General features: G+C 55.9%; 13 protein-coding genes. 11 read left to right on the forward strand and 2 right to left on the reverse strand.

The annotated features are described in order from the left end of the window. Positions 1-69 precede the first annotated feature (69 nt). The 10 genes from QMG16_RS16560 to QMG16_RS16605 all read left to right on the forward strand — a co-directional run bounded on the left by QMG16_RS16560 (position 70) and on the right by QMG16_RS16605 (position 10047). A complete protein-coding gene (locus tag QMG16_RS16560) occupies positions 70-1659 on the forward strand; it encodes an Ig-like domain-containing protein (protein ID WP_281796019.1) in 1590 nt (529 codons plus the stop codon). A 463-nt stretch (positions 1660-2122) separates the two neighbouring features. Then, complete coding sequence (locus tag QMG16_RS16565) at positions 2123-2278, forward strand: thioredoxin family protein (protein WP_281796020.1); 156 nt, start codon at positions 2123-2125, stop codon at positions 2276-2278. A gap of 571 nt (positions 2279-2849) precedes the next feature. After that, the gene (locus QMG16_RS16570) at positions 2850-3392 is read left to right on the forward strand and encodes a MauE/DoxX family redox-associated membrane protein (protein ID WP_281796023.1); all 543 of its coding nucleotides are present in this window, start codon (positions 2850-2852) and stop codon (positions 3390-3392) included. 58 nt (positions 3393-3450) lie between these two features. Beyond that, on the forward strand, positions 3451-3795 hold the full coding sequence (locus tag QMG16_RS16575) for a DUF4405 domain-containing protein (protein ID WP_281796025.1): 345 nt from the start codon (positions 3451-3453) through the stop codon (positions 3793-3795). A 168-nt stretch (positions 3796-3963) separates the two neighbouring features. After that, a complete protein-coding gene (locus tag QMG16_RS16580; RefSeq protein ID WP_281796027.1) occupies positions 3964-4422 on the forward strand; it encodes a MamS/MamX family magnetosome protein in 459 nt (152 codons plus the stop codon). Between the two features lie 143 nt (positions 4423-4565). Beyond that, complete coding sequence (gene hoxE / locus QMG16_RS16585) at positions 4566-5147, forward strand: bidirectional hydrogenase complex protein HoxE (protein ID WP_281796028.1); 582 nt, start codon at positions 4566-4568, stop codon at positions 5145-5147. Further along, positions 5144-6796 (forward strand): NuoF family protein, encoded by a 1653-nt coding sequence (locus QMG16_RS16590; protein ID WP_281796029.1) that lies wholly within the window; start codon positions 5144-5146, stop codon positions 6794-6796. The genes hoxE and QMG16_RS16590 overlap by 4 nt, the downstream gene beginning before the upstream one ends. A gap of 55 nt (positions 6797-6851) precedes the next feature. Then, positions 6852-7568 carry a bidirectional hydrogenase complex protein HoxU gene (gene hoxU, locus QMG16_RS16595; protein ID WP_281796031.1) on the forward strand — a complete coding sequence of 239 codons (717 nt, stop codon included), beginning with the start codon at positions 6852-6854 and terminating at the stop codon, positions 7566-7568. A gap of 19 nt (positions 7569-7587) precedes the next feature. Next, positions 7588-8151 carry an NADH-quinone oxidoreductase subunit B family protein gene (locus QMG16_RS16600; RefSeq protein ID WP_281796033.1) on the forward strand — a complete coding sequence of 188 codons (564 nt, stop codon included), beginning with the start codon at positions 7588-7590 and terminating at the stop codon, positions 8149-8151. Between the two features lie 483 nt (positions 8152-8634). Further along, complete coding sequence (locus tag QMG16_RS16605) at positions 8635-10047, forward strand: Ni/Fe hydrogenase subunit alpha (RefSeq protein ID WP_281796035.1); 1413 nt, start codon at positions 8635-8637, stop codon at positions 10045-10047. A gap of 41 nt (positions 10048-10088) precedes the next feature. On the opposite strand, the gene QMG16_RS16610 is transcribed toward QMG16_RS16605, so the two are convergent. Together QMG16_RS16610 and QMG16_RS16615 are read right to left on the reverse strand one after the other, a co-directional pair. Beyond that, the gene (locus QMG16_RS16610) at positions 10089-11462 is read right to left on the reverse strand and encodes an OprD family outer membrane porin (protein ID WP_281796037.1); all 1374 of its coding nucleotides are present in this window, start codon (positions 11460-11462) and stop codon (positions 10089-10091) included. A gap of 283 nt (positions 11463-11745) precedes the next feature. After that, entirely contained in the window at positions 11746-11883 is a 138-nt protein-coding gene (locus tag QMG16_RS16615) for a hypothetical protein (RefSeq protein ID WP_281796039.1), read from the reverse strand. A 354-nt stretch (positions 11884-12237) separates the two neighbouring features. Here QMG16_RS16615 and wtpA point away from each other — a divergent pair, with 354 nt between their 5' ends. Continuing rightward, the gene (gene wtpA / locus QMG16_RS16620; protein WP_281796040.1) at positions 12238-13236 is read left to right on the forward strand and encodes a tungstate ABC transporter substrate-binding protein WtpA; all 999 of its coding nucleotides are present in this window, start codon (positions 12238-12240) and stop codon (positions 13234-13236) included. Positions 13237-13239: the final 3 nt, after the last annotated feature.

A 13239-nucleotide genomic window follows, 5' to 3' on the forward strand; every position in this document is an offset into this window, starting at 1 on the left:
CCTGTTCCAAAATCCATCGACCCGGTCGAAGGGGAGAAGGAGGTGGACGGGCACTCAGGAGGTGCCGTAATGTGTAGGTGTTTTTTCGTTGCCCCCCGGTTTGCGCATCCTCGTTTTGCTGGATTCCGCTTCAGTCTTTTGGTTTCATCCATCATTTTGCTCCTCACCTCTGTTCCGATCGAGGCCGCACAGGTGAAGCTCGCCTGGAATGCCAATACGGAGCCGACTCTGGCGGGGTACAAGGTCTATTATGGGGTGTCGAGCGGGAACTATACTTCGGTGGTGGATGCGGGGCTCAAAACGAAGTGCGTGGTTTCCGGCCTGAAAGAGGGAAAGACCTATTACTTCGCAGCCACGGCCTACGATCGATCTAGGAATGAAAGCGATTTTTCGAAAGAAATTTCATATACCGTACCTTCCGGGGACGCTGCCGGGGGCGGTGCGCCCATTGCCACGGGAATGACGCTGAGTACCCGCTCCGGTGTCGAAATCGAAGGGGTTCTCAAAGGCGTGGATCCCGACGGCGATCCCCTCTCGTTTCAAATCGTCCGGAGTGCCGGCAAGGGGCGGGTAATACTCAAGAATGCCTCCACGGGCTCCTTTCTTTACACTCCTGCTACAGGCGCCAAAGGCAGCGATTCATTCGCCTTCAAGGTAAGTGACGGCAAATCTTGTTCCAATGTGGCCACCGTGAACATCACTGTCGGAAAGCCAGTGAAAGTATACTGCGAGGCCGAAAGGGGGGAACTGGTTTCGCCTGCCGTTAGGGTGAAAAATGAGATGGCTTCCGGGGGCAGGTACGTGCGCATTCCCGGTGCTAAAGCGAATGTCGTCGGGAAGGCGGCTGTGAGCGGGGTCGCGGAGTTCAAATTCAATGCGCCCTATTCGGGCTATTACTTTGTCCTGGTGCGGCTCATGTGCGCTCGTGCAGGTGAAAACCGGTTCCGGGTCTTCATGGATTATGGCGAAGAATTCGAATGGACCACGGCAGTGGGTGGGGAGGGGGGCTGGATCTGGGACCGGGTGCGTGAGGGCGATTCCGGCGAGCCTCATGCTTTCTACCTGCAAAAGGGGGAGCACGTCTTTGCCATCCAGCAGGGAATGCAGGTCCTGAATATCGACAATCTTCTCGTTTCCACTCAACCGGATATCATCCCTTCAACGCTCTACGAGGATGGAGAAGACGGCGGCATCGAGGGGTGGGAAGTTGTGGATCTGACTCCAAAGGGCGCGGAAATCACCAATATCTACGATTCCGGGCGGCAGAGCCGGGTGGTGCAGTTGAGCGGTTCGGGCATGAAAAATGCCTTCAGGTTGAGATCCGAAGACTATTCCAAGTGGTCCAATGCGAGCCGGTTTGTCCTGGAATGGAGCATGAGTTTTGACGACTCTTTCGTTGTTGCCGTCGATGTTGAAACGGACCAGGGCTATCGGTCTCTGCGTTACAGCCCCGTCAACCGCGATCCGCTGGGCGAAGGCAAAATCGTTCAGTTCGGTCTGGGAAAGCGCGCTGCGGACGGCGCGTGGCGCACCTTCGTCAGGGACCTGCAGGCCGACCTGGAAAGGGCGCAGCCGGGACTCAAGATTCTGAAAGTGAACGGCTTCACGGTGAGAGGCAGCGGCAAAGTGGATGATATTTCATTGAAAGATGCCGCCTGAAACGCGAAGAGTGCGACCGAAGCCTTGAGGCGGCCGTGGAATGTTTTCTGAACCTTACACCCCCCTGCTCCCCTCAAGGGGGAATCGAAGCAGGTTCAGCTCCCAAGCAAAGGAATTTTCAGACAGCCTCTGAGATCGAGTTGCTTCCACGGTTTTGCGTTTGCAGGCGGTGTTGTCTGCCCGGAGGATCTTTTCGATTTCCGCCTTCACGATCAATCCCCTGTGTTGTCCGGATTTAAATAATATATTTTCATCAATAAATTTATAGAGTCGACTTCCGGCTCCGTAAAAGGGATTCCCGCCTTCCTGAAATCAGCCCGTCCGAAAACATTCCCTGCAGGATGACTGATCTAAAATTATAACGATTACAAGATACTTTCGATGCATCTCAAAAAAACAGACAAAATAAATTGACGAACATCAATATAAGGAATGTATTGATGCTTGCCAATTTATCAAGGGTGTGGGTTCGGATGCCGTGGTGGAGTATGCGGCGGACCTGGCGGAAATCGCCAGGCAGGGAGTCTTCAGCACGCCGGCGGTGGTCATCGACGGAAAAGTGAAGGTCTCGGGAAAAGTCCCAAGCAAGGAAGAAATTCGAAGCTGGCTTGGGAAATAGGAATCGGGATGGGTTCAAACAATCAGAGGTTTCAAGTGCCCTTTTACCATTTTCGGATATGGGGTATAATTTTTTTGCCGGGCATTGCCCGGTGCATTTCAAAGTTTTGATATGGGCTGTCTTTCCAGGGAAAGCCGGGGAATTGCTCCGGCCACGCTGGCCATCACAGCCGGCCCGTGTTATGCTTTTTACACGGATAAAATAAAATTGAAACTTTTGATGATCAACTTCCATGACCGGAACGATCACAGCGAAAAATGAAAAAAAGGTAAAGATATGCAAAGCAATAGGGAAAGCGAGAAACGCTCTTGAAAAGCGATATTATTATGAGCCATGAGCTATGAACTATGAGCCTTTTTTCATATAAAAGTGTAATTATATTCCGTGCGGATGAGATCCTGACTTCTTGATGACACTGTAGGAGCGTCTTCCAGCCGCGACGAAAATAGCCTGCTCCCAAAAAAATCGCGCCTGGAAGACGCTTCTACAAAACTTACAGAAGTCAAGGTCTTAACCGTTTACAGTATATCAACCATTGCGAGCATGACTCGATCCGGTTCGAGGAGGAAAAATGGAGCATACACGCGAGAGCTCCTCGCATGGTTCCCAGGCGCGCAGCATGGCGTTCATTTCGAACGCTGTTCCTGTTTTCAGCGGCCTTTTGAAAAAAACGCCTGAATTCTGGGCCCGGTTGGTCCTGGGTGTGATTTTCCTCATCGCGAGCGCGGACAAGATTTATCATCCCGCCGACTTCGCACAAGCGATCTACAAGTATCAGATCCTTCCCGATTCTCTCATCAATGTCACGGCCATCATACTCCCCTGGCTGGAGCTCCTGTTGGGCCTTTGCCTCATCATCGGATTGTGGCTTCCCGGGGCCGTCACTCTGGTCAATGTCCTGTTGTTGACCTTCTTTGGCGCTCTCCTCTTCAACCTGGCCCGCGGATTGGATGTCCACTGCGGGTGCTTCAGCACCAGTACAAAGGGAGACCCTGCGACGGCGGCCTACCTGATTCGCGATGCCGTATTTTTGCTCATGGGAGGGTATCTTTTTTTCAAGGTTGTACTATCCCGCAGGCTGAATGCCGCAACATGGCGCGGTTTCCGGGGTTGATATTCAGGCGATAAGGTGCACTGTAACAAAACATGAAGGAAAGGTATGGAATCCGACTATGAAGAAAAACGACTGGAAGTACCTGTTAGATGCACTGCTCTTTGTGGACCTCTGTTCCATTACCGCCATTGGACTGTTGCTCGCTTTTGTCATTCCTACCGGCAAAGGACCCGAAGCCTCGAAGTATTTCATGGGACTGCACCGGCACCAGTGGGGGGATATCCATCTGTACCTTTCCCTCTTCATGCTGGGGCTATTGGTCCTGCATGTGTGGCTCAACTGGACGTGGGTGGTCAATTCCACGAAGAGCTATTTGGGGGAATACTGGCAAAAAGCGCTTTGGGCATTGTGTTGCGCCTGGGTTGTCGTTCTCTTCATCGCCTGGGTTGCCGTGATGTTTTAAGCGTCGCCGGGGCTCTTTCTCCTGGGCCTGGCATAGCAAACAGGCGGACTCAATAGGTGCAGCCGGCGAGTGGGCCGGTGGAAAGGAGGGATGACATCGAGTAAAGAAGCTAGGGTGGAAACCGGGTATTCCTTGACTTGCATGATTCTCAAACCAGGGAGGAACGCGATGAAAAGGTTCATGACATTGATTGCCGTGATGGCAATGTTCAGTTTCTTTGCCGCAACCGACACATTGGCGCAGCACCATGGCATGTGGAAAGGCGGAGGCGGCTGGGGACCTGGAGCGCCTTACGCCAGGATGTACAACCCTCAGACCGTGGAAACCATCAGCGGCGAGGTTGTTTCCGTTGACAAGATCACGCCCATGAAGGGCATGGGTTACGGCCTCCATGCCGTCGTGAAGACCGATAAAGAGACGATTTCCGTGCATCTCGGACCCGCCTGGTACCTCGAAAATCAAGACGTGAAGATCGAACCGAAAGACAAGATCGAAGTAAAAGGTTCGCGGATTACCTTTGAGGGAAAGCCCGCCCTGATTGCCGCCGAAGTCAAAAAAGGCGACGAGGTGCTGACGCTTCGGGACGCCCAGGGGATTCCCGTTTGGAGTGGATGGAGACGCAGATAACTTGAGATTGTCGGATTTTATCTGAACCACGGGAGATACGGAGGCCACAGAGAAAGACTTTCAAATGAAATCTCCGTGTCTCCGTGGTCAATGTGACAATCTTCGAGGACAGTTTCCCTGTCCGGAGTGAAGGGATAACATCCATGGCTGCGCTCAATGCACCACCTTCTCAGTCTTCCAATCTTTCCAGCCCCCACGAAAGCGGCGACTCGCGCTTCAAGGTCATCGACCGAGTCATGAAACGCCACCAGTTTCAGCAGGATGCGCTCATCGAAGTGCTGACGGCAGCCCAGGAAAGCTTCGGCTATCTGCGCGAAGACGTGCTGACTTATGTCGCGCGACGGCTGCAGCTTCCTCTGAGCTGGGTCTATGGGGTGGCGACCTTTTATCACTTCTTTTCATTGGCCCCCAAAGGGCGTCACCACTGTATCGTCTGCCTGGGAACCGCCTGTTACGTGGGGCGATCGGCCGAAATCCTTGCAGCTCTGGAAAAGCGTTTCGGCGTCAAGGCTGGCGAGACCACGGCCGGTGGGGAGCTTACCCTCACCACGACACGCTGCCTGGGAAGCTGCGGGTTGGCCCCGGTGGTGGTGCTGGATGGAGACATCCTCGGCCGGCAATCTCCCGAAAACGCCGTGGCCCGTGTGGAAGCGGTGCTGGGCGGGGCGGAAACCCCTTTGCCGCAGACGGCGTCGAACCCCTCTGAAGGTGAGGAGAAACAATGAACCGTACGGAACTTCAAACCATGGCGGAAGCCGAGCGCAGCCGGCAGCAGGCCTTTCGATGCCGATTCCTGTGCTGCGCCGGAACCCCCTGCCTTTCCGCCGGGGGCGGCGCCGTGCAGCAGGCCCTCAAGCAGGCTGTCGCGGCGCGGAATTTCGAGGCTTCAGTGGAAGTGGTGGGTGCGGGCTGTATGGGGCCGTGCAGCCGTGGACCTCTCGTTCGGGTGATCGCGGAAAACGGTGAGGAAACGCTCTATGAACGCATGACCCCGGAAAAGGCTGCCCGTCTGGTCGAAGCACACGCAGCCCCCGGCTCCACGACTCTCCCCGAAGAATGGCGGATCGCGGAGGATTCCCCCTTTTTCAGCAAGCAGACCAAAATTGTCCTTTCGGGAAGCGGGCGGGTGGACCCCGAGCGGTTGGAAAGCTATGTGGGGGAGGGAGGGTACAGCGCTCTCGCCCATGCCCTGCGTGAAATGACTCCGGAAGAGGTGTGCGAGGAGGTCGTGCGAAGCGGTCTTCGGGGCCGCGGAGGGGCCGGGTATCCCACGGGTGTCAAATGGAATCTGATGCGCAAGGCTCCCGGCGAGCGCAAGTTCGTGGTGGCCAACGGGGACGAAGGCGACCCGGGGGCGTACATGGACCGGACTCTCATGGAGTCGGACCCGCACCGGGTGCTGGAAGGAATGGCTCTTGCCGCCTACGCTGTGGGAGCCGAGCAGGGCTACGTGTACGTGCGCGGGGAATATCCTCTTGCGGCCCAGCGCATGGAACGGGCCATTCGGGCGGCCGAACGGCGGGGGCTCCTGGGTCATCGCATTTTCGAGAGCCGTTTCAATTTCCGTATCGACATCCGCATAGGGGCCGGAGCTTTCGTGTGCGGTGAGGAGACGGCCCTCATGGCCTCCATCATGGGGCGGCGCGGCCAGCCCGTTCCACGGCCTCCCTATCCCGCCCAGCGGGGCCTCTGGGGCGCGCCGACCCTCATCAACAACGTGGAGACCTTCGGAAACATTCCCCCCATCATCCAGCGGGGCGGCACATGGTATGCCGGGTACGGAACCGAAAAGAGCAGGGGGACCAAAGTCTTCGCCCTTGCCGGAAAAGTTTCCTGGACGGGCCTCATCGAGGTTCCTCTGGGGATAACCCTTCGGGAAATCGTCTTCGATATCGGGGGCGGCATTCCGGGAGGACGTGCCTTCAAGGCCGCTCAAACGGGTGGGCCGAGCGGAGGCTGCATTCCGGCGGCTCACCTGGATACCCCCATGGATTATGAAAACCTTCAAGCACTGGGGTCCATCATGGGATCAGGAGGGCTCATCATCATGGACGACACCAGCTGCATGCCGGATGTGGCCAAGTTTTTCATGGAATTCTGCATGGACGAAAGCTGCGGCAAATGCACCCCCTGCCGGAGCGGCACCGTGCAGATGGTGCGACTCCTCGATCGCATCACCGGCGGCAGAGCTGTCCCCGAAGATCTGGAGCGTTTGGAGGATCTCTGTATGCTGCTCAAGGAAACCTCCCTGTGCGGACTGGGGCAGACGGCTCCCAATCCCGTGTTGAGCACCCTCCGTCATTTCCGGGAGGAATACGAAGCCCACATCCGGGAGCGGCGCTGCCCCGCCGGGGTTTGTGACCTGGGAAATTGACCCCAAAGCCGGGGGAAGATACCCCTCTTTTATCTTCACTGAAAAAGGACATGCCATGGGAGTCGTGACGCTCACGTTGAACAACCAGCTCATCAGCGCCCGTGAAGGGCAGAGCCTGCTCGAGGTCATCCGGGAGAACGGGGTGGACCTTCCGACCCTCTGCCACCTGGACGGACTGAGTGAGCGGGGAGGCTGCAGGCTGTGCGTGGTGGAGGCGGAAGGGACGTCCCGGCTGCTGGCCGCCTGCGTGACCCCTGTCCAGGAGGGTATGAACATCCGGACTCATACCGAACGCCTCGTCCGCTATCGGAAAATGCTGGTGGAACTGCTCCTGGCTGAACGCACCCACGTCTGTTCCGTCTGCGCGGTGAATGGCCGCTGTGAGCTGCAGGCCCTGGCGGCCCGGCTCGGCATCGACCACGTGAGGTACGAACCGCTGCATCCGGATCTTCCTGTGGACGCCAGCCACGGCCGGTTCGTCCTGGACCACAACCGGTGTATCCTCTGCGGGCGCTGCGTGCGTGCCTGCGACGAGGTGGAAGGGGCTCATACCCTGGATTTCATGGGACGTGGAGTGCAGAGCCGCATCATCGTGGATCTCGATCAGCCCTGGGGGAGCAGCCGCAGCTGTACCGGGTGCGGCAAATGCGTCCAGGTCTGCCCGACGGGAGCCATCGTTGCACGGGAAAACATTGCGGGCGGAGTGGAGAAGCGGCCGGATTTCCTGCTCCGCATCCTGGAAGGCCGTCAGAAGCGCATCTGGCGCTGGTGAAAGGGCGAAAGGAGGCAGGATGACCGAATTCAAAAATGAAAAGGTAAGCCTGGCGACGGTCTGGCTCTCCGGGTGTTCCGGCTGCCACATGAGCTTTCTGGACCTGGACGAGCATTTACTGGAACTGGAAAAGCACGTTCGACTCGTCTTCAGTCCGCTGGCGGACCACAAGCGCTTTCCCGAGGGAGTGGATGTGGTGCTCGTTGAGGGAGCGGTGGGCAACGTCGAGCAACTGGCGCTGGCCAGGACGTTGCGCGAGCGGAGCCGGGTGGTGGTGGCCCTGGGGGACTGCGCCGTTACGGGAAATGTGCCCGCCCTTCGCAACCGCCTGGATTCCGAGGCGATGGTGCGAACCGTGTATGCCGGAGGAATGGATTTTCCAGGGCTCGATCCGGCAGGGCTCGATGAGAAGGAATGGGTCCCCCGGCTCCTTCCTTCCGCTTTGCCCCTGCACCGGGTGGTTCCCGTGGATGTTTTTCTTCCCGGATGTCCCCCCGGTCCTCAGAGCATCCTTGCGGCCGTGACGGCCCTCGTTCGAGGCGAACCGCTCGTTCTTCCCGAAGCCATGCGGCGGTTCGGGTAAACGTTGCCGCTGGAATTCTTTTTTCGCAAAGGGAGTTTGCGGATTCCAATATCCCGTTGTTCACCACGGAGACACGGAGGGCACGGAGATGATTTTGGAATTTTTATGGAATTTCTCTGTGCTACTAACCCCGGGTTTCTTGTTTTTTTTGACAAGATTTTTTTGTAAGCTATTGTTTTTTTACTTAAAAAAACTGTAGTCGAACCACGGAGGCACGGAGGACACAGAGTGAAGAGATGATCCTGTCTGCCGCGGAGGCGGCAGACAGGATTCTCCATGCCGACTCCCGGCATGGAGAATAATTGCTTTTCTCTGTGTCCTCCGTGCCTCCGTGGTAAATGGGGGATTTCAAGAGCGACTCACTCCCCAAACCTTCCCCCCCTCGAGGGGGTAAGGGGGAGGTTTTTCAAGATGAGAATTGCTGGGGATTTTTGTCCACCGGGGTGAGCATCGCTCCATGTTCGTGACCTCAGGAGGTGCAGCATGACGCAAATCGTGACCATTGATCCCGTGACCCGTATCGAAGGCCATGCAAAAATCACGATTCACCTGGACGAAGCAGGGCGGGTGGTCGATGCGAAGTTCCATGTGACGGAATTCCGCGGCTTCGAAAAGTTTTGCGAAGGCCGTCCGTTTTGGGAAATGCCGGAGCTCACGTCCCGTATTTGCGGCATCTGCCCGGTCAGCCACATGCTGGCATCGGCCAAGGCCGGTGACGTCCTCCTAGGAGTCCGGATTCCAGATGCGGCCCAAAAGCTTCGGCGGGTGATCCACTGGGCGCAGATCCTTCAAAGCCATGCTTTGAGTTTCTTCCACCTGAGCGCCCCGGACCTGATCCTCGGCATGGAAAGCGATCCGGCCAGGCGCAATGTCATGGGACTCATGCAGACTCACCCGGAAGTGGTGCGAAACGGGATTCGCCTGAGGCATGTAGGCCAGGAAATCATCCGCGTTCTGGGAGGCAAGAGCGTCCATCCGAACTTTGCCGTACCGGGAGGCGTCCGCTCCCCTCTCGATCCCGAAGCCCTCAACCCCATCCAGCAAATGCTTCCCGAAGCCTTCGACATCGTGGAACTCACCCTGGACCTTCTGAAGGAGCGGTACGACCGGTTAGGGGAGGAAATAGGGCGTTACGGCGACTTCCCCAGCCTTTTCGTCGGACTGGTGACCCCCCAGGGCGGCCTGGAACACTATGACGGACTCTTGCGGGTGATGGACGAGGAGGGCAAAATACTGGAAGACGGTGTGCTGCCGGAGCGCTACGGGGACCTTTTCGCCGAAGCCGTGGAACCCTGGAGCTATCTCAAGTTTCCCTATTACAAACCTCGCGGGGTGGAAGCAGGGCAATACCGGGTGGGGCCGCTTGCGCGGTTGAACGTTTGCGATTTTGCGGGGACGCCTCGCGCCGACCGCGAGCTGCGCCAGTTCCGGAGGTTCGGCAAAGCAGGAAAGCCGGTCACGGGAAGCTTTCACTATCATTACGCGCGGCTCATTGAAATCCTCTTTTGCCTGGAAAAGATCGCAGAGATGCTGGGAGACGCCGATCTCACGCGGCTTCCCGTGCGCAGCCAGGCGGGAGTGAATCAGAGAGTGGGAATCGGGGCCATCGAGGCTCCAAGAGGAACGCTCTTTCACGAATACCATGTGGACGAAAACGGCCTGCTGCAGCATGTCAACCTGGTGGTGGCCACCGGCCACAACAACCTGGCCATGAACCGGACGATTCGGCAGATTGCCCTGGCTTACAGCAACGGAACGGAAATCACCGAGGGGTTCCTCAACCGCATCGAGCACGGCATCCGGATCTACGACCCATGCCTGAGCTGTTCCACGCATATCGTGGGGAAGGCTCCAATAGAGATCGAAGTCCTCGGGCCGCCCGGCCGGAAGCCTTAATCCTTCAGTTCGCCATGTACCAGTGTGGCGAAGGCGCCGAATCAGAAATTGTACGCGATGAAAAGCCTCAAGTCACTTTCATGCCAGTCGCTGCCGATACCTACATCCCGGACACCATAGGCGCCCTTGATCGCAACGCTCCAGTGTGTCCACAGCTTTTGGCCGACAACGAGATCGATTTCCTGGTCCAAAGATCCATGATCGATGAATTCGGCGGTTTTCGTGAGTACGTAGAGCATATAGAAACTGGTGTTTCGCCATTTGTATGTGCTTTTGAGATAGAATGAATCGCTGCCGCCCCCGAAGACACGCGGGTACCACATCATCAGTGGATCGACCGTGAAGTTTGTACGGAAGGGAACGTGGTAATTGTTTTTCGCTTCGTCGCCGGCTACCCCAAAAAAACCGGGCTCGAGCGAGAAATCTCCGATCTTGAACTGGATCGACAGGTCGTAAACATCCGATTCCACTTCTCCGCCGCCGTCGCTGCTGAAACAACCGACATCGCGTTGGTTGCTGTAGCCGGCCTTCAGAATCGTCTGGAAGGAATCACCGGAGCCGATGGTGTAGGCTGCTTTGAAGCCTGCCGTGTTATAAAGGTCCTGCCCGAAAAAATCATAAACGGTCAGCGAGGTATGGGGAAGGCCGTTGTAGGCAATCGAAGCGAACTGCATCCCGCTGGTCGAGTAGGGTACATTCTCGGTATCTGCGACATCGATAAATTCATAGGTGATAACGTTGGAATCCGTCCGGGTACGGGAGGACCAGCTGCTGTAACGTTCAATGTGCCCGAGGCTGAGGTCCACGCCGGGAATGTCCTGGCTGGAGAGCGTCACTGCTTCATAGGCCTGCTCTTTTTGACGGATGGCGTAGGAGGGTGCGAAGTCCAGGTTGAGTGGGATGCGTCCGACCCGAAGCAGCGTCTTTGCCAGACCGAGATGGGTAAAGTTATAGTCGATATGGGCATCGTTTAGAAGCGTAAAGCCGCTATTGGAAAGGAACCATGCCGGGCCTTCCTCAATATCGATGGTGCCGCCTTCCCCCAGGTCCCACGCATGGATGAACTGCGCACCCAGGGAAACACCCTGATAAGTTGGAGTCTTGTAATTCAGGCTGAAGGCCAGGGACGAAGAGTAGGCGTCCTCGTCGATATCGGGTGATCTCAGGTTTCCTCCACGCCCCATGGTCAGCAGCTGCAGTTTTCCCGAAACGGTACCATAGCCGAGCTCGTTGAGGCGGTCTATCGGGGTCTTTTTGATTGCTTCCTCAGCAGCGTTTGCAGGGCACCAGGCCCAGGAGGAGCACGAAAGGACCAGCAGGCAGATTGAAAACGCATGCCGTACATGGTGGTGAATCATCCTCCAAAGCGATGAGATGCGATCGGCACGGATGCAGTTCCGAATCTTTTTCACCATAGCATCAACCCGTTTCAATGTTAGCGCTGGAGTATCACTTAGTGTAGCCCCACACAAACAAGTGTACAAAATCGGTGGAGGCTATCCAGCGTCATTCCGACGAAAGTCGGAATCCAGGTCAATTAAGCTTTTCTGGACCCCGGCTTTCGCCGGGGTGACGGCAAGTGGATTTTGTTCACTTTTCAATGTGGACCTATACTTAGAAAATAGACGTCCGGAGGCTGTTTTCATCGTGCGGGGTGCCGCCCCCGGAATGACAATTTATATGAAAAAAGCTCATGCATCATAGCTCATGGTTCATGATAGCATCGCTTTTCAAGAGCGTTACTGTGAGCTTTCCTTTGATGATTTCTCCGATCATGTTCCCAGGGATGGAATACAGGTCCTCGTATGTGGCTCTTTTCTTGGCGGTTTCAGTCATAAGGCGTCTCTTTTTGGAGCAGGTTTACAAAATCCATACCTGTGTGCCGATGCTGGCGCTCCTGCGTTCATTCTTCAAAAAACATCATAGCATAGATCATGTCAATATTGCATTTTTCCAGGACAGCAATTCTCATTTTGAAAAACCCACACCCCTCTCTCCCCCTCAAGGAGGGAGGGATAAAGTCCCCCTTCTTCCGCACAATATATATGCGAATAGAGAAAAGCTCATCAGCCAAGGGTAGTTGCAAGATTGGGGTTGCAGTATATATGTCTTTTATGGCATAAAAACATGTGTTGGCTCTGCTGTCTCGTTTGTGGGTGAATCTGACGGAAGAAAGGAAAGGGGTGCGAAATGGGAATGACAAGGCATGAGAGGTTTCCTGGGAAGGCAGTGGTCCTTGCCATGTTTCTCTTTGCAATGCTGGCGTTTGCTTTTCCTGCAGGAGCGGAACCTCAAGGGAGACTCATTGTCTTCATTGCAGGCAGTCTGAGTGTACCGTTTGAAAAGATGGAAAAGCTCTTCGAGGAAAAGTATCCCAAGGTGGATGTGCTGCTGGAAGCCGGCGGCAGTACAAAGATGGCTCGCATGATTTCCGAATTGAACAAACCGGCGGATATTATGGCTTCAGCGGATTTTGCCGTCATCGACAAAATACTGATTCCCCAGCATGCTGATTGGAATGTCAGGTTTGCCACGAATCAGCTGGTGCTCTGCTACACGGATAAAAGCAAGTACGCCGATCAAGTGAATGCGGACAACTGGTACGAAATTCTGGGTAGAGAGGGAGTGGTCTGGGGGCATTCCGATCCCAATTTGGATCCCTGTGGCTACAGGGCTCTTATGGTCCTCCAACTGGCAGAGAAGCATTACAAGCAGCAGGGCCTCGACGACCGGTTACTCGCAAATCGTCCGAAGGAAAACATCCGCCCGAAATCGGTGGAGCTGGTTTCGCTCCTGAAGACCGGAAATATGGATTACGCTTGGGAATACCTCTCCGTGGCGGTACAGCACGATCTCAAATACATCAAGCTTCCCGATGAAATCAACCTCGGCAACTACAAATATGATGATTTCTACAAGCAGGCAAAAGTGGAGGTGAGCGGCGACGAACCCGGCAAGACCGTGACGCGGACGGGAGATTCGTGCACCTACGGCGTGACGATCATCAAGAATGCCCCTAACCGGGAGGCCGCCCTGGCCTTCGTGGAATTCATGCTTGACCCTGAGGGGGGAGCGCAGATCCTCGAAAAGCTGGGACAGCCCCCATTTGTCCCGGCCAGAGTGCCCACGAAGAAGATGAAAGATAAGCTGCCTGCATCCTTGCAGAAACTGGTAGAGATCAAGAATTAGGGG

Source organism: Desulforhabdus amnigena (assembly GCF_027925305.1).
Lineage (GTDB): Bacteria > Desulfobacterota > Syntrophobacteria > Syntrophobacterales > Syntrophobacteraceae > Desulforhabdus > Desulforhabdus amnigena.

What these genes read in the sequence shown, in the direction of transcription:
- QMG16_RS16560 (WP_281796019.1), top strand. Translation starts at nt 70, where the DNA reads ATGTGTAGGTGTTTTTTCGTTGCCCCCCGGTTTGCGCATCCTCGTTTT.
- QMG16_RS16570 (WP_281796023.1), top strand. Translation starts at nt 2,850, where the DNA reads ATGGAGCATACACGCGAGAGCTCCTCGCATGGTTCCCAGGCGCGCAGC.
- QMG16_RS16575 (WP_281796025.1), top strand. Translation starts at nt 3,451, where the DNA reads ATGAAGAAAAACGACTGGAAGTACCTGTTAGATGCACTGCTCTTTGTG.
- QMG16_RS16580 (WP_281796027.1), top strand. Translation starts at nt 3,964, where the DNA reads ATGAAAAGGTTCATGACATTGATTGCCGTGATGGCAATGTTCAGTTTC.
- hoxE (WP_281796028.1), top strand. Translation starts at nt 4,566, where the DNA reads ATGGCTGCGCTCAATGCACCACCTTCTCAGTCTTCCAATCTTTCCAGC.
- QMG16_RS16590 (WP_281796029.1), top strand. Translation starts at nt 5,144, where the DNA reads ATGAACCGTACGGAACTTCAAACCATGGCGGAAGCCGAGCGCAGCCGG.
- hoxU (WP_281796031.1), top strand. Translation starts at nt 6,852, where the DNA reads ATGGGAGTCGTGACGCTCACGTTGAACAACCAGCTCATCAGCGCCCGT.
- QMG16_RS16600 (WP_281796033.1), top strand. Translation starts at nt 7,588, where the DNA reads ATGACCGAATTCAAAAATGAAAAGGTAAGCCTGGCGACGGTCTGGCTC.
- QMG16_RS16605 (WP_281796035.1), top strand. Translation starts at nt 8,635, where the DNA reads ATGACGCAAATCGTGACCATTGATCCCGTGACCCGTATCGAAGGCCAT.
- QMG16_RS16610 (WP_281796037.1), bottom strand. Translation starts at nt 11,462, where the DNA reads ATGGTGAAAAAGATTCGGAACTGCATCCGTGCCGATCGCATCTCATCG.
- QMG16_RS16615 (WP_281796039.1), bottom strand. Translation starts at nt 11,883, where the DNA reads ATGACTGAAACCGCCAAGAAAAGAGCCACATACGAGGACCTGTATTCC.
- wtpA (WP_281796040.1), top strand. Translation starts at nt 12,238, where the DNA reads ATGGGAATGACAAGGCATGAGAGGTTTCCTGGGAAGGCAGTGGTCCTT.